The sequence below is a fragment of the Nocardia sp. NPDC060259 genome (genome assembly GCF_042728775.1).
In the GTDB taxonomy this organism is placed as follows: domain Bacteria; phylum Actinomycetota; class Actinomycetes; order Mycobacteriales; family Mycobacteriaceae; genus Nocardia.
In genome coordinates this window covers 90480-112273 of the sequence record NZ_JBHXAY010000001.1, presented here as the reverse complement: position 1 = coordinate 112273, position 21794 = coordinate 90480, and the positions used below count along the sequence as shown (strand labels likewise).

Annotated in this window: 22 protein-coding genes, 1 pseudogene and 1 riboswitch; of the genes and pseudogenes, 13 read left to right on the top strand and 10 right to left on the bottom strand. The window is 66.9% G+C overall.

Annotation, left to right across the window (positions count from 1 at the left end):
• The first annotated feature begins 26 nt into the window (after nt 1-26).
• The gene (locus tag ACFWF2_RS00605; protein ID WP_379303104.1) at nt 27-1415 is read left to right on the top strand and encodes a wax ester/triacylglycerol synthase family O-acyltransferase; all 1389 of its coding nucleotides are present in this window, start codon (nt 27-29) and stop codon (nt 1413-1415) included.
• Nucleotides 1416-1471: 56 nt separating this feature from the next.
• Here the strand turns inward: ACFWF2_RS00605 and ACFWF2_RS00600 are convergent, their stop codons facing one another.
• Together ACFWF2_RS00600 and ACFWF2_RS00595 are read right to left on the bottom strand one after the other, a co-directional pair.
• On the bottom strand, nt 1472-2356 hold the full coding sequence (locus tag ACFWF2_RS00600; RefSeq protein ID WP_379303102.1) for an alpha/beta fold hydrolase: 885 nt from the start codon (nt 2354-2356) through the stop codon (nt 1472-1474).
• A 165-nt stretch (nt 2357-2521) separates the two neighbouring features.
• Nucleotides 2522-3484, bottom strand: coding sequence for a helix-turn-helix transcriptional regulator (locus ACFWF2_RS00595; protein ID WP_379303315.1), 963 nt, complete (start codon nt 3482-3484; stop codon nt 2522-2524).
• A 63-nt stretch (nt 3485-3547) separates the two neighbouring features.
• On the opposite strand from ACFWF2_RS00595, the gene ACFWF2_RS00590 reads away from it, so the two are divergent.
• Nucleotides 3548-4690 (top strand): epoxide hydrolase family protein, encoded by a 1143-nt coding sequence (locus ACFWF2_RS00590; RefSeq protein ID WP_379303100.1) that lies wholly within the window; start codon nt 3548-3550, stop codon nt 4688-4690.
• A 7-nt stretch (nt 4691-4697) separates the two neighbouring features.
• On the opposite strand, the gene ACFWF2_RS00585 is transcribed toward ACFWF2_RS00590, so the two are convergent.
• From ACFWF2_RS00585 to ACFWF2_RS00575, 3 genes are all read right to left on the bottom strand, one after another.
• Nucleotides 4698-4865, bottom strand: coding sequence for a hypothetical protein (locus ACFWF2_RS00585; protein WP_379303098.1), 168 nt, complete (start codon nt 4863-4865; stop codon nt 4698-4700).
• A gap of 133 nt (nt 4866-4998) precedes the next feature.
• Nucleotides 4999-5469 (bottom strand): NUDIX hydrolase, encoded by a 471-nt coding sequence (locus ACFWF2_RS00580; protein ID WP_379303096.1) that lies wholly within the window; start codon nt 5467-5469, stop codon nt 4999-5001.
• A 4-nt stretch (nt 5470-5473) separates the two neighbouring features.
• Complete coding sequence (locus ACFWF2_RS00575; RefSeq protein WP_379303094.1) at nt 5474-5803, bottom strand: hypothetical protein; 330 nt, start codon at nt 5801-5803, stop codon at nt 5474-5476.
• Nucleotides 5804-5827: 24 nt separating this feature from the next.
• Here ACFWF2_RS00575 and ACFWF2_RS00570 point away from each other — a divergent pair, with 24 nt between their 5' ends.
• The 8 genes from ACFWF2_RS00570 (at nt 5828) to ACFWF2_RS00535 (ending at nt 14895) form a co-directional block, all read left to right on the top strand.
• Nucleotides 5828-6235, top strand: coding sequence for a hypothetical protein (locus ACFWF2_RS00570; RefSeq protein WP_379303092.1), 408 nt, complete (start codon nt 5828-5830; stop codon nt 6233-6235).
• The gene (locus tag ACFWF2_RS00565) at nt 6235-7266 is read left to right on the top strand and encodes an acyl-CoA thioesterase (protein ID WP_379303090.1); all 1032 of its coding nucleotides are present in this window, start codon (nt 6235-6237) and stop codon (nt 7264-7266) included. Before ACFWF2_RS00570 ends, ACFWF2_RS00565 begins: the two co-directional genes overlap by 1 nt.
• Nucleotides 7267-7508: 242 nt before the next feature.
• A complete protein-coding gene (locus ACFWF2_RS00560; RefSeq protein WP_379303088.1) occupies nt 7509-7706 on the top strand; it encodes a hypothetical protein in 198 nt (65 codons plus the stop codon).
• Nucleotides 7696-10374 carry a LuxR C-terminal-related transcriptional regulator gene (locus tag ACFWF2_RS00555; protein WP_379303313.1) on the top strand — a complete coding sequence of 893 codons (2679 nt, stop codon included), beginning with the start codon at nt 7696-7698 and terminating at the stop codon, nt 10372-10374. The genes ACFWF2_RS00560 and ACFWF2_RS00555 overlap by 11 nt, the downstream gene beginning before the upstream one ends.
• A 368-nt stretch (nt 10375-10742) precedes the next feature.
• On the top strand, nt 10743-11924 hold the full coding sequence (locus ACFWF2_RS00550; RefSeq protein WP_379303311.1) for a cytochrome P450: 1182 nt from the start codon (nt 10743-10745) through the stop codon (nt 11922-11924).
• Nucleotides 11925-12021: 97 nt separating this feature from the next.
• Nucleotides 12022-13248 carry a cytochrome P450 gene (locus ACFWF2_RS00545; protein WP_379303086.1) on the top strand — a complete coding sequence of 409 codons (1227 nt, stop codon included), beginning with the start codon at nt 12022-12024 and terminating at the stop codon, nt 13246-13248.
• Between the two features lie 149 nt (nt 13249-13397).
• Nucleotides 13398-14321, top strand: coding sequence for a hypothetical protein (locus ACFWF2_RS00540; RefSeq protein ID WP_379303084.1), 924 nt, complete (start codon nt 13398-13400; stop codon nt 14319-14321).
• Between the two features lie 91 nt (nt 14322-14412).
• A complete protein-coding gene (locus ACFWF2_RS00535) occupies nt 14413-14895 on the top strand; it encodes a nuclear transport factor 2 family protein (RefSeq protein WP_379303082.1) in 483 nt (160 codons plus the stop codon).
• A 49-nt stretch (nt 14896-14944) separates the two neighbouring features.
• Here the strand turns inward: ACFWF2_RS00535 and ACFWF2_RS00530 are convergent, their stop codons facing one another.
• From ACFWF2_RS00530 to ACFWF2_RS00515, 4 genes are all read right to left on the bottom strand, one after another.
• On the bottom strand, nt 14945-15751 hold the full coding sequence (locus ACFWF2_RS00530) for an ABC transporter ATP-binding protein (protein ID WP_379303080.1): 807 nt from the start codon (nt 15749-15751) through the stop codon (nt 14945-14947).
• The gene (locus tag ACFWF2_RS00525) at nt 15744-16595 is read right to left on the bottom strand and encodes an ABC transporter permease (protein WP_379303078.1); all 852 of its coding nucleotides are present in this window, start codon (nt 16593-16595) and stop codon (nt 15744-15746) included. The genes ACFWF2_RS00530 and ACFWF2_RS00525 overlap by 8 nt, the downstream gene beginning before the upstream one ends.
• Nucleotides 16573-17595, bottom strand: coding sequence for an ABC transporter substrate-binding protein (locus tag ACFWF2_RS00520; RefSeq protein ID WP_379303076.1), 1023 nt, complete (start codon nt 17593-17595; stop codon nt 16573-16575). Before ACFWF2_RS00520 ends, ACFWF2_RS00525 begins: the two co-directional genes overlap by 23 nt.
• Nucleotides 17592-18299 carry a TenA family protein gene (locus ACFWF2_RS00515; RefSeq protein ID WP_379303074.1) on the bottom strand — a complete coding sequence of 236 codons (708 nt, stop codon included), beginning with the start codon at nt 18297-18299 and terminating at the stop codon, nt 17592-17594. The genes ACFWF2_RS00520 and ACFWF2_RS00515 overlap by 4 nt, the downstream gene beginning before the upstream one ends.
• A riboswitch (TPP riboswitch) is annotated at nt 18290-18386 on the bottom strand. (Overlaps the previous gene by 10 nt.)
• Before the next feature lie 166 nt (nt 18387-18552).
• Between ACFWF2_RS00515 and gndA the strand changes: the two genes are divergently transcribed.
• Entirely contained in the window at nt 18553-19998 is a 1446-nt protein-coding gene (gene gndA / locus ACFWF2_RS00510; RefSeq protein ID WP_379303072.1) for an NADP-dependent phosphogluconate dehydrogenase, read from the top strand.
• A gap of 196 nt (nt 19999-20194) precedes the next feature.
• On the opposite strand, the gene ACFWF2_RS00505 is transcribed toward gndA, so the two are convergent.
• Nucleotides 20195-20593 carry a low affinity iron permease family protein gene (locus tag ACFWF2_RS00505; RefSeq protein ID WP_379303070.1) on the bottom strand — a complete coding sequence of 133 codons (399 nt, stop codon included), beginning with the start codon at nt 20591-20593 and terminating at the stop codon, nt 20195-20197.
• Nucleotides 20594-20697: 104 nt separating this feature from the next.
• Between ACFWF2_RS00505 and ACFWF2_RS00500 the strand changes: the two are divergent.
• Together ACFWF2_RS00500 and ACFWF2_RS00495 are read left to right on the top strand one after the other, a co-directional pair.
• A pseudogene (locus ACFWF2_RS00500) lies at nt 20698-21384 on the top strand (energy-coupling factor ABC transporter permease); the annotation flags it as partial.
• A 21-nt stretch (nt 21385-21405) separates the two neighbouring features.
• Nucleotides 21406-21792 (top strand): PDGLE domain-containing protein, encoded by a 387-nt coding sequence (locus tag ACFWF2_RS00495; RefSeq protein WP_379303309.1) that lies wholly within the window; start codon nt 21406-21408, stop codon nt 21790-21792.
• Nucleotides 21793-21794 lie beyond the last annotated feature (2 nt).

Genomic DNA, 21794 nt, shown 5'->3' with positions numbered 1-21794 from the left:
AGAACGCGTTCTAGTAGGGTTCGGCTATGGAACGACTCACTGGATTGGATGCCAGTTTCCTCTATCTGGAGACCGATACCCAGCATCTACACGTCTGTGCACTGCTGATTCTCGACCCGGCCGACGGGCCGTACTCGTTCGCGAATCTCCGCGACGAACTGCGCAGGCGATTGCCTCTCATCCCGCATATGCGCCGCCGGGTTCACCCGGTGCCATTCAACCTCGACCATCCGCTCTGGGTCGACGACACCGACTTCGACATCGACAACCACATCCGGCGCGTCGACCTGCCGGAGCCGGGCGGTCAAGCCGGTCTGGCCGCGCTGATCGGTGACATCGCGAGCCGGCCGATGGATCAGAGCCGGCCGCTGTGGGAGATGTCGGTGGTGGAGGGGCTCGACGACGGCAAGGTGGCGGTTGTCTGCAAGTACCACCATTCGGCCGTCGACGGCATCACCGGCACGAACATGATGATGCACCTGTGCGATCTGGAGCCGGGGCTCGGTCGCCCGGAACCCGAACCGTGGCAACCGGAACCGGTGCCCGGCGATCTCGAGCTCATCGCGCGTGCCGCGGTCCGGTTTCCCGCCAGGGCCGGGATGCTCGGCATGGTTCCCAAAACCCTCGGCATGGTCGCGGGTTTCGCGCAACGGCGGCGGAACAATCAAGCGGGGATGGCGCTTCCGTTCTCCGCGCCACGCACGCCGTTCAATCAGGCCGTCACCGGGACGCGGTCGGTCTCGTTCACCAAGACGGACCTGGGCGTGATCAAGGAGATCAAGGCCGCGTTCGGGGTGAAGGTGAACGATGTCGTGCTGACCGTGGTCGGCGGCGTGCTGCGCCGCTACCTGGCGGATCGGGGCGAGCTGCCCGATCGCTCCCTGGTCGCCTCGGTGCCGGTTTCTGTGCACGAATCCACCCGGCACGCAGAGGGAATCAACAAGGTCTCGACCCTGTTCTGCCGCCTCGGTACCGATATTGCCGATCCGGTCGAGCGGCTGGAGGCGCTGGCCGTCGCCAACCGCGACGCCAAGGCCGAACATGATCTGATCGGCGCCGACTTCCTCCAGGATTGGTCGAAGTATGCCCCGCCCAACACCTTTCGTCTCGCCTCCCGCGTCTATTCGTCGCTGAAGCTGGCCGAACGGCACCCGGTGGTGCACAACCTGGTGGTCTCGAATGTGCCCGGTCCGCCGATGCCGCTGTACTTCCTCGGTGTCCGGGTGGACGGCATGTACCCGTTCGGTCCGGTCTTCCATGGCGCCGGGCTCACCGTCACCGTGCTGTCGAACTGCGGTGACCTGGATTTCGGGTTCATCGCCTGCCGTGACCTGGTTCCCGATGTCGACGCGCTGGCCGATGCGGTGCCCGCCGTGATCGACGAACTGCTGACCGCGGCACGCGCTCGGGGCTGATCGCCCACTTTCGAAAGTCCGCCCTGTTCGCCATCGGCGTCGAACAGGGTCGTCGACTACAGCCGCGCGGCCACCGCCCGGCACGCGTCGGCCAGCGCCGGCACGAACCGGTCCGGCGCGACAGCACACGCCGCATGACCCGCCGCGACCGGATGAACGCTCGACCCGGGAACCGCGGCCGCGAGTTCGATCTGCCGGTACACCGGGATCGCCCGGTCCTTGGTCGTGATGACCACCGCGGTCGGCACCCGCAGCTCCGGCAGCCACGCGGTAGCGTCGAACGTCCCGATCTCGGCCAGCACGGGCGCCAGCGCCCATCCGCTCGTACTGCGGAATTCGCCTACCGCCCACCGCCGTAGCTGACCCGGCACCAGGGCGGGCGGCAGTTCCGGCAGGCCGCGCGTCAGCCGCCTGGCCCGCCGATACGGATAGTCGCCCATCGCCTCGGCGACGGTGGCGAAACCGCGATGGAACGCCCGCTCACGCCGCTTCTCCTGGAAGCGATACGGAGTCGCGCACAGCACCAGCCCGGCGACCCGGTCCGGATGCCGGTGGGCGGTGAGCAAAGAGACGATGCCGCCGAGGGAATAGCCAACGCAGACAAAGCGATCCAGGCCGAGCGCGTCGGCGACCGCGACCACATCGTCGGCACAGTCGTCGAGCCGGAACCGCGCCGATTGGATCCCGCGCCCGTGCCAGCGCTGATCGAACAGCACCACGCGATACCGCGCGCTGAGGGTCTCCAGTGCCGGAAACCAGTTCAGGGCCGCCGTGCAGGCGGTGCCGTGCAGCAGTATCAGCACGGGTGCGCCGACTGGTCCCGGGATGTCCACGACATAGGTCTGGCCACGCCCCGGAAGCTCGAGCATCCGTCCACCGGGAATCTCGTCGACGGCGGGCACGACGAAAGGCCCCGTCCGCACTGGTCGCGCAGCTCCCACGAAGACCTCCTCGGACATTTCTAGAACTCGTTCTATTTGATGATGCCATATCGGCGCGTGCGCTCCGGATACCTCACCTGGCCGATCGCCCGGCCACCTGCTCGATTGCGTGGAGCCACCCCGCGTTGTCCTCGACGACATCGGCGAATGTCCGACGGCCGAGATTCACGTCGTGGATGCGCCACCCGCCGCGCGGCGGAACCGCGTCGCGAGGCGATCGAAGGCCACCGCGAGCTCGTCTCCGTCGATCACCTCGATGTCGACGTCGAGCTGTGTCAGCCACAGCGCGAGCCGGTCCGGATCGTTGGAACCCAGCTCGACATGGCACGTGGACTCGTCGACCACCTCGATATCGACCGGGATCCGGATCTTCGCGGCGACCTCGGCGGCGGGAGCATGCACGAGTACCCGCGCGCGGTAGGTCCAGGCTGCCTTGCTGACGCGTCCGACGACATACTCGACGACATCGTCCGCAGGGATCACACGCGGCTGGAACCGCGCACCCGTCGGTGCTTGCGCAACCATGCGGTCGACACGAAAGACCCGCCAGGCGTCACGGTCGAGATCCCACGCGAGCAGGTACCAGAGCGGCCCCCAGCTAACCAGCCGTTGCGGTTCGGTGTGGCGGGCTCCTGCACTGCCCCCGGGCTTCGTGTATCCGAACCGGAGCCGTTCGTGGCCGCGGATCGCGGCAGCGACCGCGCCGAGAACCGAGAGGTCAAGCGGCGGCTCCGCCCCTGGAACGACGCTCGTCGCCTCGCGTACCGCCTCGACGCGCCGACGCAGGCGCGAGGGCAGCACTTGCTCCAGCTTCGCGAGCGCGGTCAGCGATGTCTCTTCGACTCCGAGCCTTTGGGTCGCGACCACACCCAGTCCGACCGCGACGGCGACGGCCTCGTCGTCGTCGAGCAGCAGTGGCGGCATCGCCGTCCCCGCGACCAGTCGGTACCCGCCAGCGACGCCGGGCCGCGCGTCCACGGGATAGCCGAGCGACCGCAGCTTGCCGATATCGGCGCGCACCGTCCGCGTGCTCACATCGAGCCGGCCGGCGAGCTCGGAGCTCGTCCAGTCCCGCTTGAGCTGGAGCAACGACAGCAGCTCGAGCAGGCGGGCCGAGGTCTCCAACATGTTCTCGATCATTTCAGCAATTGCGGAAGCTATCCTGCCGCATTACCCGGGAATGTGGGTGTCATGAACAACAACAACGCACTCACACCCTTCCGCATCGACATCCCGCAGGCCGACGTCGACGACCTTCGCCACCGGCTGACACACACGCGCTGGCCGATGCCAGTGCCGGGCCGAGACGATCGCACCGACTTCAGCCGGGGCATCCCGCTCGCATACCTGAAGGAGCTCGCCGAGTACTGGCGCGACGGGTTCGACTGGCGTGCGCAGGAGGCGAAACTCAACGAGTACGAACAGCTCACGACGGTCGTCGACGGCCAGACGTTCCACATCGTTCACGCGCGATCGGCGAACCCGGAGGCCACCCCGCTGATCCTCAACCACGGCTGGCCGGGCTCGTTCGTCGAGTACCAGCGTCTCATCCCGCTGCTGACCGACGAGTTCCACGTGGTCATCCCGTCGCTGCCCGGCTTCGGGTTCTCGACCCCGTTGTCGGGGACCGGCTGGGAGCTGGCACGGACGACGGAGTCCTACGCCGAGATCATGACGCGGCTGGGCTACGAGAGGTTCGCGGCCCACGGCTCCGACATCGGCTCGGGCATCACCGGGCTCCTCGCGGCGCGTTACCCGGAGCGCGTCATCGGCACGCACACCGGCGCCGACCCCAAGTGGCTCGGGTTGGTCGGCGACAAGTTCCCTTACCCTGACGGTCTGTCCGATGACGAGATCGCCCAGATCGAGGCAGTGCGCACCGAGGACGCGGCCGAGCGCGGGTATCTCGAGATGCAGAACCACCGTCCCGACACGATCGGCGCTGCGCTCACCGACTCGCCGGTCGGTCAGCTCGCGTGGATCGCCGAGAAGTTCAAGACCAGGGCGGGCGGCGACTACCGGACGCCGGACGAGTCGGTCGACCGCGACCAGCTCCTCACCAACATCAGCCTGTACTGGTTCACTCGCAGCGGCGCATCCAGCGCGCAGTTCTACTACGAGGGCGAGCACTCCGGATTCGACTGGGACATGGCCTCCAGCGTGCCGTCCGGATGGGCCGTGTTCGACACCCACCCGCTCATGCGCCGCGCGCTGGACCCGTGGAAGGCGATCGGCCACTGGAGCGAGTTCACCGAGGGCGGCCACTTCCCGGCAATGGAGGTGACGGAGCTGCTCGCGGACGACATCCGCACCTTCTTCCGCGGCATTTCCTGACCCCGCGTCAGGACCGGCCGGCCACGAAGACCCCATTCGAGGCCGGCCGGTCCGGCGCGTCCAGGATCTCGTCGAACCGCAGGGTCGAGACCGAGGTGACTGCCTCGCCGCCGGGCCGGAGCGCTCCCTTGGCCGCCGCGAGCGTCTCTGCCCGTTCGGCGTCGGTGCGGAGCACCTGCGCGACGTCGCCACCGACGTCTGAACTGGATCACACAGCGCTGACCGAAACATGTCGGCGAACCCGGCTGGACCGCAGCGCCCCGGCTCGGCCTTCAAGACAGGCGGGGACCACACCCGCACGTGAATCTTCAGCCCAGATATGGCGTGCGTCGCCCCTCCATGTAGTGAGTCAGCCTGAGTCGCTGCGTGTGGTGCATGTCGAGGCTGTCCAGTTCGGCAGGGGGCACGAACCGTAGTTCGGTGGACTCGTCGGAGATGGCGAGGTCGCCGCCGGTGACACGGGCTAGGAAGCATACGTTGAACTGGCGTCGGACCTCGCCATCGCTGTAGGCGATCACGTGGCGTGGATCGGTGTAAGTACCGACGAGCCCGGTGATCTCGATGTCGAGGCCAGTTTCTTCTTTGACCTCGCGCACCGCGCAGCCTGGGAGGCTGTCGGTCATCTCCATGCCGCCCCCGGGTAGTGCCCACAGGCCGCTGTCGGCGCGCCGCTGAAGCAGGATGCGGCCGTTGTCGTCGCACACGACGGCAGACGCCGCGACGACAAGACTGTTCGGCTCTGGTGCGGCGGGGTCGTCGTAGAACTCGGTGCGCGCCATCGGCTCAGCCTTTCACCGGTCGGCCAGTTTGCCAGACCGCGTCGAAACTGTCGGTGTAGGTGTCGAACAGGCCACCGTCGAGGGTACGGCGCAGGTGCCAGACGGGCGCACCGTAGGCGTTCACGCCCCACACGTGGGCATTGACATACATTTCGTCGTCGGCGCGGAAGATGCTGTTGTAGAGCGTCGTTTCGTGGGTCCGCAGCTCGATGCCCGGCGTTGCTTGTAATGCCCGGTAATGCATCAGGGCCAGACGGCAGCGGGATTCGATACCGTGCCCGAATTTCTCTTCCCTGCCCCGTTGTTGGACGTTGGCGCTGTCAGCGTCACCCACGGTGATCCATGAGGCTGGATCGTCGTGTCGGGTACTGAGCACGAGCCGGGCACCGTCCCGGCGGCACGGTTGGCAGTCGTCGACGCGATGCGCGATGTCGTCCGGGCCGACCGACCCCGGGTCGTCGGCTGGCTCAACAGCTGGCACCCCGTCGACGAGACCGGACACCTCGGATCCGCATTCGCTGTCGGGCCGCACCCCGGCCACGACCTGTACTCCGACATAGCGGGCGCGCTGGCCGCGGTCGCAGTACTGACGGCGCCTGGCCCGTTAGCGCTCGACGTGGTCGGAGTCGACGCGCTCTTCACGCCCGCGCTGCAGCGCCTCCTCGGGGTTGCCGAGCGCTTCGCCCGCGACAGCGGTGCGACGGCTGTCGACGTCGCTCACATCGAGATCGCGCTCGACCAGCGTCGAACGGAAGGGGACTCCTGATGGGCACCATGACCCTGACCACCGCGCTACAGATCGCCGCCGGGGAAAGTGTCCCATTCACCGCTCAGCTTGGCTTCCCTGGAGGTCGGGGTGTGTGCGAGCATTCCGCGATGGCTGGTGGAACTGATAATTGGCCGGTCGTCGACCTGGCCGACCTTCTGGAAGTGCTTGATCTCGCCGAGGTCGCGCCCGGACGATTTCGGGCGAGGAACGTGACTTCGACGTTGCCGACTACGTTGGGCAGTCAGACGCTGGCGCAGGCGGTCGTGGCGGCCGAGCGCATGGTGCCACACATGACGGTGCAGTCGCTGCACGGTGTGTTCCCGCGCGGTGGGGACGCCGATCGTGAGGTCGAGGTGGACGTCGAGGTCGTCCAGTCGGGGCGGGCGCTGGCCACCGTGCAGGTGTCGTTCCGGCAGGACGGGCGCGAGCACGCGCGGGTGCTGGCGATGCTTAGTGTCGACGAACCGGACTTCCTCGCACACCATGCCGCACTGCCGCCCGAGGTGCCGGGTCCGGAGGACTGCGCCGACCTGCCGTGTGCCCTGTTGCCGTGGGAGGTCCGGACGCCCGGTGGGGCGGACGCGCTGGCGCTCGACCTCGCGGGCCCACCATCGCTGGATGTGTGGATGCGCTGCGACAAGGCTCCCGATCTGCCTGTGGTCTCGCGGGCGCTGTTAGCCCATGGCAGTGAAGGCTTTCTGGGCCCGGTCGCCCTGCGCCCGTACCCGCAGTCCGAGATCGTGCAGCGCGGTGGTCGGGGGAAGTCGGCCATGCTCACCCAGACCGTCACCTTCCATCGGCCGTTCACCGTGCACGACTGGCTGCTGTTGCGCTGCGAGAGTCCTTTCGCGGGCGCGGGCCGCATGTATTCTCGGATTCAGATATTCACGCGCGCAGGAGAATTGGTGGCTTCGGCGGATGCGCAGGGCCTTATGCGCGCGCACGGATATCCAAGCAACGCCTTGCACTCCACGGGAGGGGCGACACACGGCTCTATTCACCCGCGCCACGGTTTCATGAACTCCTGATCACTCACCCGGACCGGTGCCAAGTTGACGGTGATGACTGCTGGGAACGTTCACGTCTGGTCCGCCGTGCGCGGCCAGTCTGATCGGATCACCCAAACACGAGTAGCCGCCTACTCGACACTGTGACTTCCGATTGAGGGACAGTCGAGAGGAGATCGGACAGCAGCAACGAGAAGTATCGCCTCCGGAACAACTGGAGCCTGCCATTTGCGGCTGGTCACGGCGGAAAGGTCGTCGCGGACATGACTGAAGACGAGCGCCATCGGTGGGCCATGGACAGGCTTCCATTCCCCTACGCCGAGGCATTGCGGCTATACGAGGCGGGAATCACCGACGAGGTCATCGCTGAGGTGCTGGGAGTCGACATCAATGCGGTGGACTCGGTGCTCGATATGGCCGCGCGGAAGCTGGCTGTGATCCGTGATCGAGATGGTGGGTGAGGTTTTGCCGGGGCCCGAACAGTTTCCGAAGCCTGCCGGGACTGACTACCCTGAAATGATGGTGGCGGGGTGGTCACTGACCGGGCGAGCCGAGGAAATCGCCAAGCTGTGGGAAGCCACCGCTCCGAACACACCCGGCTGTGTCGTGGCGGGTTCTGCCGGTGTCGGGAAGACCAGACTGGCCACCGAGATCGCGTCGCGGTGGCGTTCCGAAGGCCGACCGTGCAGGTTCTTTGTTGCTACCCGGTCAGCCCAGTCGGTGCCGCTTGGCGCGTTTGCCGAGGTCAGCGAAAACTTCGGCACCGATCCGTTGCGCCGGGTCCAGGCAATGGTCGAGGCCCTGACCACGATGACAGCGGTAGGACCCGGTCTGCTGGTCATCGATGATGCCAACCTGCTCGACGAGCAATCGGCATTGGTGGTGCACCAGATCGTTCGATCAGCAAAGGCGTCGGTGCTGCTGACGCTTCGCCATGGTGAACTCGCCCCGGACGCGTTGTCGGGGCTGTGGAAGGACCAGTTGCTGCTACGTCTGGACCTTCAGCCGCTCTCGCAGCTCGAGACCACCGATCTGCTGACCCAAGCCTTGGGCGGTCGGGTCGAGTCCTCGACTGCTGCCAGAATGTGGCGGTTTACCCGCGGAAACGTGCTCCACCTTCGGTATCTCGTCGAAGGCGAGCTGGCGAGCGGCCTGCTTACCTGCCGTCACGGGGTCTGGGTGTGGGACGGAAGGCCGTCCGTTTCGCCGCCCTTGGCCGAACTCGTCGCTGCCAGTATCGCGCGCCAACCACAGATGGTTTTGGGCGTGCTGGACGTGTTGTCCGTCGTCGATCCGATCGAGATCGACGTGCTGACCGCGGTGTGTGATCCACAGGCGGTCGAAACCGCGATCGCGGCCGGGTTGATCACCATCGACCGCGGCAGCAGCGCGGCATCGGTCAGACTGGTCCATCCGTTGCTGGGTGAAGTGCGGCGAGCAGCGAGCTTGCCGGCACGGCTGCGGGCGCTGCGGGGCAGTGTTGTGCAGGAGCTGCAAATCCGGAACGACGACTGTGGGCCAGTCGAAAAGGTCCGACGCGCGGTGCTGATGTGCGAGTCCGACCTCACTGCCGATCCAGCCGTGCTTATCGAGGCCGCCCACGCCGCGTTGCGATTGTCCGACCCGGTCACTGCCGAGCGGCTTGCCCGCCACGCCGTCGCCGCCGGTGGTGGTTTCCGCGCGGACCTTGTCCACGTCAGCGGACTGATCGAGACGCAGCAGTTCCAGGAAGCGGTCGAGGTCGCCACTGCGCTCGAACGCAGGCCGCTGCCGCCACGTGTACACGTGCCCCTTGCGCTGGCCCGCATGGTTGCCGAAGCCACCTTGGCAGGCCGACGTGAGAGCGGACAGTTCTCCGCCATCGAGCACGATGCAACCGCTGCGGGATTGACCTGCCTGTACGACGCTTCGGTTGCTTTCACCGCGGCGTTCCACACAGACCCGGTCGCGGCGCTCGAATCAGGTCGCAAAGCACTGGGCACAACAGCGCCGATGGACAAAGGATTCGAGGTCCTGGCCGCGGTCGCCGTCACCGGTGGGACTGCGATGCTGGGTGCCTACACCGAGATGACGAGGGCAGCCGAACATGCGTACGAGCTGTGCCGTACTTCGGATAAGACTGCAACCTTGCATTTCCTGAACGGCTGCTTCCACCTGATGGGACTCTGCACCGCCGGCTATCTCGCCCAGGCCGACGAGCTCGTCGCGCGACTGACGCGCGAGCCGCTGGATTTCCCGCTGGCCTATTCCTATTGGTCACTCCTGGAGTCGATGGTCGCAACCGCCCGGGGCGACCTGGCGGCCGCGGTCCGCAAAGGACAGGAAGCACTCGCGGTGAGGTTGCCTTCCGAATCCACCTGGATACCCACTGCTGCGCTACTCCAGCAGATCATCGCCGTCTCCATGCAGGGAGACGCCACCTCGGCATCGTCTCTGCTCAGTGAATATCGACCTCCGGGGCCCGCTGCCGAGGCCTTGCGCCCACGTAACCATCACCTGTTGGCACGGGCGTGGGTGGCCGCCGCAACCGGTGTCACCAGCCGTGCCATCGCACTCGCTGTCGATGCCGCGGACATGGCACGGCGGCAACAATTCCTCGCTCACGAGGTCGTCTGTCGCCAAACCGCGGTCCAGTTCGGCGACAGACACCAGACCTCACGGCTCACCGAACTCCGTGCACTCGTCGAAGGACCGCGAGTGACGGTAGCTGCCGATCACGCCGAGGCCCTCGAGCGGGGCGACTCTCAGGGCTTGAAGGAAGCTGCCCGTCGCTATGACGAGTTCGGCGATCGTATTGCTGCTGCGGATGCTGCCGCGCAGGCCTCGCAACTGTTCCGGGCGCAAGCGTTTCGAGGTGCAGCCCTGACCACTGCAGCCGCTGCTCGACGATCAGCCTCGGTGACCAGTGCGGCCACGCCCGCCCTCCGCGCGTTGCACGGTCCGGCTCCCCTCACGGCCCGGCAGCGCGAAATCATCGCTCTGGTCGCCGTCGGCATGTCCAATCAGCAAATAGCCCGAGAGCTGGTCATGTCGGTCCGCACCGTGGAGGGCCACCTCTTGCGAGCGTGTCAACGGGCCGGAGTCAACAGTCGCAACGAACTCGCCCAGTTGCTCGAGCGCCCCCGATGACGAGCGGGTAGAGAGGCGTTCATCAACTTCTTTCGGGTTGTACGCGCCTGCTTCCATGGGTAGGTACTGGTGCTGATCGAGAGAGAACCGCGACAGCGTTGGGGACAGGCAACTTGCTGGTTCGGCTGCGGTCTGAATCGCTACTCACCGGTATGTCTGGCCGATTCTGGTGGTCCCGCGGGTGTGGCAGTGTCGTCGCGATGCGTTGATGCCAATAGCTGGGTTCAGATGCGCGCCAGCGGAATTCGCTGGGGCACAAGAATCTACCGTCCATTCGGGAAGGAACACTGTCTGTGGAGGACGCCCATGTCTCCCGTCGGCCCGCGCCGCAGTCGCCGTCGTACTCCGACCGGGGTGCCGGTTGCCCGGTGCAGGGGCTCGTCTTTGCGCCCGAGTTCGCTGCCGATCCGCACGGCAACTACCGCGCCATGCGCGAAAGGTACGGGGAGATAGCGCCGATCGAGTTGTCGCCGGGCGTCCCGGCCAGCCTGGTGCTGGGGTATCGGACCGCGGTACGAATCCTGCACGACCCCGACCACTTTCCCGCGGATCCGCGGGTGTGGCAGGACAGCATCCCGGAGGACTGCCCGGTGCGGCCGATGATGCAGTGGTATCCGAACGCGCTGCGCAACTCCGGACCGGTCCACGCTCGCTATCGGCAGGCCTACGTCGCCGCGATCGGCAGCATCGACCACCATGCCCTGCATGCGACCGTGGAACAGGTCGCTGTTCCGCTGATCAATTCGTTCTGTGGCACCGGCTCCGCGGACGTGTTGACGCAGTACGCTTTTCCGCTGGTCTTCGAGACGCTCAACCGGGTGGTCGGCTGCACTCCGGAGCTGGGACGGCGGGTCGCCACCGGGATGGCGGCGCTGTTCGACACCGTCAACGCGGCCTGGGGTATGGAGTACTTGTCCGCGGCGCTGATCGAGCTGATCACCCTGCGCCGCGACGCGCCGGGCGACGATCTGACCTCGCGGCTGGCTCACCATGCCGCGGGTCTCGACGACGAAGAGATGCTGTACAACCTGATCAGTTTCTACGGCGCGGGTATCGAGCCGATGCAGAACCTCATCAGCAATGCGCTGCTGCTCATTTTGACCGATTCCCGATTCGGTGGCGGGGTGATCGCGGGCAGCCTGTCCACGCGCGACGCGCTGGACGAGGTGTTGTTCCTCGACCCGCCGATGGCGAACTTCTGTATCACCTATCCGCGGCAGCCGGTCATGATCGACGATGTGTGGCTGCCCGCCAACCAGCCGGTGGTGATCAGTCTGTCCGCGTGCAACAACGACCCGGCGATCGCCCAGGGTGACCGCAACGGCAACCGATCCCACCTCGCCTGGGGTGCCGGTCCGCACGCCTGCCCGGCTCGATCGGTGGCCTATCAGATCGCGCAGGACGCGCTCGATCAATTGCTCGACGCGCTGCCGGACCTGACCCTGGCCGTACCGGCGGAAGAGATCGGCTGGCGGCCGGGACCGTTCCACCGGGCGATGACGACGCTACCGATCAGCTTCCCGCCGTCCGCGCCCCTGTTTGTCCCCTGAGTGGTCCGGCCGCGGGGTAAGTTGCCCACCATGCGGCCGAAACCGGCTGCGGCACTATCGATCACGGGCCGCGGTCCCTGATATGGAGGAGAATGTCATGGAACCGATCGTGCTGGATTCGACCGGCGCCGACATCCAAGGTGAGTCGGCACGCATTCAGCAGCGTGGTCCGGTGGCGTTGGTCGAGCTGCCCGGCGGCGTGCCCGCCTGGTCGGTGACCGATCAGGCGGTGCTCCGGAGCCTGCTCGCCGACCCCCGGGTGTCGAAAGATCCCAGACAGCACTGGATGTCGTTCATCAACGGCGAGATCACCGAGGCGTGGCCGCTGCTGCCGTGGGTGGCGGTGGACAACATGTTCACCGCCTACGGCGCCGATCACCGTCGGCTGCGCCGACTGGTCTCCCCGGCATTCAGCCATCGTCGCAGCATGGCGCTGCGTCCGCGGATCGCCGAGATCACCGAGAGCCTGCTCGACGCGCTGGCCGCCGTCCCGGCCGGTGAGCCGGTCGATCTGCGCACCGGCTTCGCCTACCCGGTTCCGATCCGGGTCATCACCGAGCTGCTCGGTGTGCCCGACGAGCTGGGGCCTGCGTTGCACAAGTGCGTCGACGGCTTCTTCGACGGCTCGTTCACCGCCGAACAGGCACAGGCCAACTACCTCGAAATGTACCGATTGGTCAGCGAACTCGTCGACTTCCGTCGCCGGAATCCCGGCGATGACGTCACCAGCGTGCTGATCGCCACCCGCGACGAGGACCACGACTCACCGCTGTCCGAGAAGGAGCTCGTCGACACGTTGATGCTGGTCATCAACGCCGGTCACGAGACAACGGTCAATTTGCTCGACCAGGCGATCGTCGCCCTGCTCACCCATCCCGAGCAGCGTGCCGCGGTGGCCGCGGGTGATGTGGCGTGGGCGGACGTGGTGGAGGAGACGCTGCGCTTCCAGGCGCCGGTGGCGCACCTGCCCCTGCGGTACGCGGTCGAGGACATCGATATCGCCGGCGGGTATCGGATCGGCAAGGGCGAGGCCATCCTGGCCTCCTACGCCGGTGCCAGCCGTGACCCGAAAGTGCACGGCGCCGGCACCGCCGAGTTCGACCCCACCCGTGCCACCCGCGAGCAGCACCTCGCCTTCGGCCACGGTGCGCACCACTGCATCGGCGCATCGCTGGCCCGCCTCGAGGCCGCCGTTGCGCTGCCTGCGCTGTTCGACCGGTTCCCGGAATTGAGACTTGCCACGAGCCCGGACGAGTTGGCGCCGGTGCAGAGTTTCATCTCCAACGGGCACACCAGTATTCCGGTGTATCTGCACGCAAACTAGGTCGAACTCGCCGCCTCCGCGCATTCCTGCCGGAGGCGGCACCTTCGCTGTGAATACCAAACGAGTCATGGGGTAGTCGACTACGCGTGACGAACCCGCGTTCGAAGGCGCAGGCTGACGAGAGCACAACACCATCTGGAGGTGCACTCATGACATCGACCACGACGCCGGCTCCCCGCACGGAACCTCCCACGTCGCAGATCCGCTACTCACCGGGTTTCCCCGCCGAGCACCGCCGTTACGTGGAGAAATCGATCGAAAGCATGATCGAACGTTCCTCCGCGGAGACCGCGCGCATGCGCGCCGACGCCGCCGAACGGACCGCGATCTCGCAGGCGCTCTACGCCCCCCTGATACGACTGGCGCAACAGGATCCGGATACAGCGGGCATACTGCGAAAAGCGGACGAAACGCCGGTACCGTTCGACGAGGATCTGGTACACCCGCAGCGTAGCGACTCGCACGGGAACCACCCGGGAACAACGGCAACGCTCGATATCCGGGCAGGCACCGAGATCTTCGGGATCCCGTATCACTTCGACTGGGCGTGGCACGACCCGGCTGGCGGCAGACCGTTCAAACTCGTTGTCGATCGCCCCAACGGGGTCGTCGCCATCGACGGCCGCGCCGGTCCGAAGATCGACGGCGCCGAGAATTTCGTGTACACGCGTGCCGGATTCGGGGTCACGCTGCTGACCGACCGCGTGGTCTCCGTGATGGGTCGCGCGTACCGGACGACCGACGACCACTACACGGTCGGCGCCGGGTTCGGCGGCGACGCCACCGCCGAGGGTGGTACCGATCTCTCGGTCTTCGAGAACGGCAACTTCGTCACCTCCGCCACCGACAAACGCTGGCGTAAGCGGGTCAGCCAGAACGAGGTCGACGTGTACAGCAGCGGCGGATTCGGTCCCGGGGCGACCATCGACGTGTTCTGGACGATGCGCCCGGGCAACACCTATACGTTCAACGTCGGAGCGTGGGTCTACGCCCACCGGAACGACGGCCTCGGCAACACCTGGAGCCAGTCCTCCATTATCGCGAACCTCATCTTCATGAGCGTCTTTCGATAGCGGCGCGTCGCCAGGGTCGCAATGGCGAAGAGGCGGTCGAACGTCGGCCGAACGCCCTCCTCGGATCTAGAACGCGTTCTACACTCCGGCCATGGACCTTGTCGCGATCGAGGAGATCAAGCGTCTCAAGCACCGCTACTTCCGCACCCTCGACCTGAAGCGGTGGGACGAGTTCGCGGACTGCCTCGCCGAGGACGTGTCCGCGCGCTATGGCACTCAGGCCATGGCCGCGCCGCTGCATTTCGACAACCGAGCCGGCGTTGTGGCGTTCATGGAGAAGAACCTCGGACCTGGGATCGTCACGATCCACATCGCCAACCATCCTGAGATCGATGTCGATGGCGATACCGCGAAGGGTTCCTGGGCGTTCGAGGACACTGTTCTCGTGCCGGGCGCGAAAGTGCAGATCCGTGGTGGCGGATACTATTCCGACACCTATCGTCGCGACCCGGACGGGTTGTGGCGGATCTCCTCGACACGGTACGAGCGCATCTATGAGGCGTTGACCTCGCTGGAGGACCTCCCGAGCTTCACACTGCTCGCCAACCGCTGGGATCCATCGCTCGAGCACTGACCACCGGCACGCCGTGGTGGGCTCATCGACCCTTCACCGAGCGGTCGAGCTAGCGCTGTTCCGTGAACGCCCGACGTGACTCCTCGTGCAGGATCGCGAGGAGCTCCTTTTCGAGCGCGACGAATTCGGGAGTGGTGATCGTGGACAACCCGCGCGGTCGCGGCAGGTCGATGCGCAGTTCGTAGCGCACGGTGGCCGGGCGCGCCGACAGTACGAGCACGCGATCCGACAGGTACACCGCCTCACGGACATCATGGGTGATCATCAGGACCATCCAGCGGTAGCGCTGCCAGACCTCCTGTAACCACGACTGCATCTCGGTGCGGGTCAGTGAGTCGAGTGCGCCGAAGGGTTCGTCGAGCAGCAGCAGTTCGCGCTCCTGGACCACGGTCCGCAGAAGGGCGGCCCGCTGTCGCATCCCGCCCGACAGCTGGGACGGGCGAGTGTCCTCGAAACCGGACAGGCCGAATATCGGGAACAGTTCGCGGGCGCGGCGCCGGGCCTCCGATTTCGGGACACCCTGGACGCGCAAGCCGAGGATGGTGTTGTCGAGGACGGTTCGCCAGGGGAACAGCAGGTCCTTCTGCGGCATGTAGGCGCAGTGCGATGCGGTGTCCTCGCCGTCGGCCGCGCGGAAGCCGACGCTGCCGGAATCGGGGGATTCGAGTCCGGCCAGCATGTTGAACACGGTGCTCTTGCCGCAACCACTCGGCCCGATGACGGTGACGAACTCGCCCGATCGGACCGTGAACGACACCCCGCCCAGCACCTCGAGGTCCGGGCTGCGCCGACCGGGCTGCGGAAACGACTTGGTCAGATGGTCGACGACGATTCGGTCGCCCCCGGTGTCAGTCATGTCGGCTCCTGTTCTGCGCGCGCGACCACGGCGCGACGAGGCGTTCGATCGCGAACGTCGACAGGTACAGCGTGATACTCAGCAGTGCCGTGACCAGCACCGCCGCCAATACCAGGTCGGTGCGGAACGAATTCTTCTGCAGGCTCATATAGATGCCGAGTCCGGCGCTCGCGCCGACATATTCGGCGAACACCGCACCGACGACCGCGTAGGTGATCGCGATCCGTAGCGCCGTGAAGAACCGCGGCAGCGCGGACGGCAGGCGCACGTAGCGGAACTCCTGCAGCCGCGAGGCGCCCATGCTCCGCAGCAGCGCGCCCGCGTCACGGTCGGCCGCGGCGAATCCCTCGATCAGGCCGATAGCCATGGGGAAGAAGGTGACCAGCGCGACCACCAGGATCTTCGGCAGCAGACCGAACCCGAACCAGATGATCATCAACGGTGCGATCGCGACGATCGGCACGGTCTGCGACGCGACGAACAGCGGCACCAGCGCACGCCGCAGCCAGGGCGAGAAGTCCACGATCACCGCCAGCACCCACGCCAGCGTCAGCGACACCGCGAACCCGACCACCGTCACCTGCAAGGTGGCGGCCGCGTGCGAACCGATCTCGTCGCGGTGTGCCCACCCCTGCTGGACGACCCGCAGTGGCGACGGCAGCACCTGCGGACGGACGCCACTGCTCGTGACGTAGACCTGCCAGATCGCGACGAGGACCACCACCGTGACCAACGACGGCACCGCCCACCGGATCCCGGCCCAGCGAGCCGCCCCGCCGTCACCGTCGGCGGGGACCGGCGGTGACGCGGCTACGGACCGCTCACGGGGTGGCGAGGTACTCATTGGTGAAATAAGTCGACCAGTCGGGTTCGGTGGTCAGCGGCTTCCCGTCGGGGCCGGTCAGCAGGCCACCCCGGTACAGGAAGCCGGAATTCGCCGACCACTGCTCCACCGTCTGGAGGCCCACCTTGCCCGCGGCGTTCTTCATGAACTGCTCGGCCAGCATGCGCTGGCTCTCGAAGACCAGTTTTTCGTCGGTGAACGCGCCCGGATTGGCGTCGATGAGATCCTGGGCCGCCGCGTCCGGATTGTCCGCGGCGAACTGGTAGCCGCGTTGCAGCGCCTGCACGAATTTCGCGGCGCGGTCCGGGTTCTGGGCCAGCCAGCCCTCGTTGCCGTCGACCACGATCGCGTAGGCGTCCGGGAAACCGAAGTCCGTGTACCGGAAGTAGCGCATCGGGGTGCCGTGGTGTTCGGCCTCGATCCCTTCCCACGCCAGATACGAGACGGTGAAGTCGGCCTTGCCGGAGTAGACCGCTTCGTAGGCCGACGAACCCAGCATCACCGAGGTGAAATCGCCGGTGCCACCGTCGTTGCGGATGACCTGCTGGAGGGCTTCCTTCTCGCCCGGGTCGCCGAAACCGGCGTAGGTCTTGCCGTCGAGGTTCTTCGGGCTCGCGAGGTCGGCGCGATCGGCGCGCACGCCGATCCCCGTCGCCCAGTGCTGCAGCGGGGCGAGCACCGACTTGACCCGCGCACCCGACGCGCGGGCGAAGGTCGACGAGTTGTGGGTGCTGATCCCGAACTCCGCGTTGCCGGCATCGATCACCGTGTCGACGGAGGTGTTGTTGTACGGCAGGACCTGCACGTCCAGACCCGCGTCGGTGAAATAGCCGCGCTGCAACGCGACGTAGAGCCCGACGTGGTTGGTGTTCGGTGTCCAGTCCAGCGCGAACCGGATGGTGTTGTCGGAGCCGCCGCCCGAACCGCAGGCGGTGAGCAGCGACACGGCCGCGACGGTGGTGGCCAGGACCGCGATCGCGCGGCGCAGACGCCCGGTCATGCGGCGGGCCAGGGCTGCGGATGCAGGGCAGTGTCCCAGAACATCAACTCGTAGCGCACGGCGGCGACGAACGCCTTCTCCATCGCCGCGCGCTCCTGCTCGCCCGCCGCCTCGGCGGCGGCATCGACCAGCGTTCGAGCCGTGGCCGCGGACTGCTGGAACTCCGCCGCGCCGTAGGTGGTGACCCACTGGGCGTACGGGTGTGTGGGGTCGGCGGCGATCACCTTCGCGGCGCTCTCGGCCAGGTCGCGTCCCACTTCGGCATAGATCCAGAAGCAGGGCAGCGCGGCTGCCGCGGCGACGGCGTAGGACTCGGTCGCGGCGGCCGCGATCAGGTAGGAGACGTAGGCCAGGCAGGTCTGCGAATGCTCCGGCTCACCCTGCCGCGGGGGCAGCACGCCACCGGTGAGCAGCTGCTCGTGCATGGCCGACTCGACAGCGGCGGCGTTCGCGGACGAGGTCGCCCAGAAGGCCGCGGTCTGCGGGTCCGGCGACTTGGCGGCGAGAATCGCCAGTGCCTTCGAGTACCCGGTGAGATACAGCGAATCCTGCTCGATGTAGGTGCGGAACACCTCGAGCGGCAACGTGCCCTCGCCGAGGTGCCGCAGGAATTCCAGGTCGTCGATCGCACTCCGCAGGACTTTGGTCCGGTCCCAGAGGTGATCGGTGAACAGGTCGGTATTTGTGGTGTGGGCGCGCAACACCGTGACATCCCTTCGTCAGCATTACCTGAACAGGTTCAGCGGGTCTGTTCTCAGCCTCGCGGTCGCGAGGCACCCCGTGTCAGAACTCGACCGACACTAGCAGCGACCGCCGACACGCGGACTACGCCCGGTTCCGTCCAGACCCCCGGTGACGGTGGTAAGTGTTCGGCCGCGGATCGGTGCCAAGTAACTTGGCTGCCAAGGAAGCCGTCTTCCGCACCCGTCGGACCCGCCGAACAAAGAGAGCTGATCAATGTCGACCTCTACCGCGCGTGCACACATCGGTGTCACCGGCCTGGCCGTGATGGGCAGCAACATCGCCCGCAACTTCGCCAAGCACGGCTATACCGTCGCGCTGCACAACCGTTCCGTGGCCAAGACCGACGCGCTGCTCGCCGAGCACGGCGGTGACGGCGATTTCGTCCGCACCGAGACCGTCGAGGAGTTCGTCGCCGCGCTGGAGAAGCCGCGGCGGGTGCTGATCATGGTCAAGGCGGGCGAGGCAACCGACACCGTCATCGAGGAGCTGGCTGCCGTGATGGAGCCGGGCGACATCATCATCGACGGTGGCAACGCCCTCTACACCGACACCATCCGTCGCGAGGCCGCCCTGCGCGAGCGCGGCCTGAACTTCGTCGGGGCGGGCATCTCGGGCGGCGAGGAGGGCGCGCTCAACGGTCCGGCGATCATGCCGGGCGGACCGAAGGAGTCCTACGAGTCGCTGGGCCCGTTGCTGGAGTCCATCGCGGCGCAGGTCGACGGCACGCCGTGCTGCACCCACATCGGCCCCGACGGTTCCGGGCACTTCGTCAAGATGGTGCACAACGGCATCGAATACGCCGATATGCAGCTGATCGGCGAGGCCTACCACCTGTTCCGGGACGCGCTCGGTCTCGACGCCGGGCAGATCGCGGACGTGTTCACACAGTGGAACTCCGGGGACCTGGAGAGCTACCTGGTCGAGATCACCGCCGAGGTGCTCGCGCAGGTCGACGCGAAGACCGGCGAGCCGCTGGTCGACGTCATCGTCGACGCGGCCGAGCAGAAGGGCACCGGCCGCTGGACGGTCAAGTCCGCGCTCGATCTTGGTGTGCCGGTGACCGGCATCGCGGAGGCGGTCTTCGCGAGGGCGCTGTCCGGTTCCCGTGCCCAGCGCAAAGCCGCGGTGGGTCTCGCGTCGGGCACACTCGCCGACAAGCCCACCGATGTCGAGCAGTTCACCGAGGACATCCGGCAGGCGCTGTACGCGTCCAAGGTGGTCGCCTACGCACAGGGCTTCGATCAGATCGCCGCGGGCAGCGCCGAGTACGGCTGGGATCTGCGCCCGGGTGATATGGCGACGATCTGGCGCGGCGGCTGCATCATCCGCGCCCGGTTCCTGAACCGGATCAAGGAAGCCTACGAGCAGGACCCCGCCTTGCCGAGCTTGATCCTCGCGCCGTACTTCCGACAGGCGATCGAGACCGCGATCGACAGCTGGCGGCGCGTGGTGTCCACCGCCACCCTGCTCGGGATCCCGGTCCCGGCGTTCGCGTCCTCGCTGTCCTACTACGACGCGCTGCGCGCCGAACGCCTGCCCGCCGCCCTGACCCAGGGCCAGCGCGACTTCTTCGGCGCGCACACCTACGAGCGCGTCGACGCCGACGGCAAGTTCCACACCCTGTGGAGCGGTGACCGCAGCGAAGTGACCGCGGACTGATCTCCGGATACGAGTCTGGCGGGGGATAGGATCGCAAACCCCTTCGGTATCCCCAGCCGGGCACACCCCCTCTGACATGTTCGGAGGGGGTTTCTCGTATCCGGAGGTGCTCAGCGCGGCCGGGGTGGACTCGCCGCGATCCCGCCCGATCGGGGAGTGAGCTTGCCGCCGTGACTATTCCACTGCGGAGCCCTGGTCAGTGGCGCTCTTCGAGGCCGACCGATTCTCGGAGTCGGGCGGCGGCCGCGTGGAGTTCGGGGTCGGTGGAGGCTGAGGAGGTCATGAGGGTGGCCAGGGCCTCGGCGATGACATTGAGTTTCTCCTGGGCGGTCTCGCTGGCGCGGCGGCCCGCGTTTTCGAGGAGGACCACCAGCAGCAGGGTGAAGACGCTCGCGACGGTGTGGATGGCGACCTGCCAGGTTTTGAGATCCGTCCACCACGGCAAGCTGATCAGCCACGCGGCGACGATGGCGACGCAGAGGAAGAAGAACGGAGCCTGGCTCACCCGCAGCTCGGCCTGCTCGACGAACCGGTCGAAGGGCGATCGGTGATCACGTACACGACGGCTGCGCGCGGCTTCGGTGCGGCGCTCCATCACCGGATTCTAGTCTCCTCGAACTCGGGTCGCATCACTGCCGACGCCCCGGACATTCCTTTATCTGTTCACTTGGACAGATAAAGGGCGTAGTGTTCTGAGAGGTGAACGGCAGCATCGTGGCAATGCACATGAGCGACGGGATCGTCGATGCGCCGACGTCGCTGATCTTCGCGGGGATCGCGGCCGTGGGGCTCGGGTTCGCGGGCTGGCGAGCGCGGGCCGAACTCGATGAGCGCGCGGCGCCGATGGCGGGGCTGGTGGCCGCGTTCATCTTCGCGGTGCAGATGGTGAACTTCCCGATCCTGCCCGGCGTGAGCGGGCACCTGCTGGGCGGGGCGCTGGCCGCCATTCTGGTCGGGCCCTACCTCGGGGCGTTGTGCGTGGCGATCGTGCTGGTCGTCCAGGCGCTGCTGTTCGCCGACGGCGGGCTGACCGCACTCGGCACCAACATCACCAACATGGCCCTCCTCGGTGTCGGGGCGGGATATCTGGTCGCCCGCGGCGGGGTCGCGCTGCTTCGCCGGCGGACCGATACCGGCATGGGCATCGTTGCCTTCGTCGCCGCGCTCATCGGAACCCTGTGCGCCGCGATGGGTTTCGTCGTCGAGTACGCGATCGGCGGCGCCGCGGGATCCACGGTCGGTGCCGTCGCGGGGTACATGTTCGTCACCCACGCGCTGATCGGGATCGGTGAAGGCATCATCACCGCGATCACCGTGGTGGCCGTGGTGAACGCACGACCGGACCTGGTCTATGTCCTGCGTGCGGCGGAATCAAGCTCCGCCGCAGCATCTCCCGCTCGCGCACGGCTGTCGTTCACCGGTTTCCTGTGGGCGTTCGCCGCGGCCGCGGTGCTCGTCGCGGGCGTGCTGTCCTATGCCGCGAGTTCACAGCCCGACGGGCTCGACGCCACCACCCAGCGCGGGTGCATCACGGTCGAGGTGAACGGCGCCGAGGAACTGCATGGTGAGTGCATCGCCCAGAGCGCCGAGGAACACCGGTTCGCCGGTTCACCGCTGGCGGACTACACGATCGGCGGTGACAGCGATCTGGCCGGTCTGGCGGGCATCGTCGGTGTCGCGGCCGCCTTCGCCGTGCTGTTCGCGGTGGTCCGCACGATCCGGATCGGGCGAAGCGCAACGCGCCCGGCGGTCCGTGCTGGTGATGTCGCGGCGCGGTCGAACGCGGAGCCGTAGTA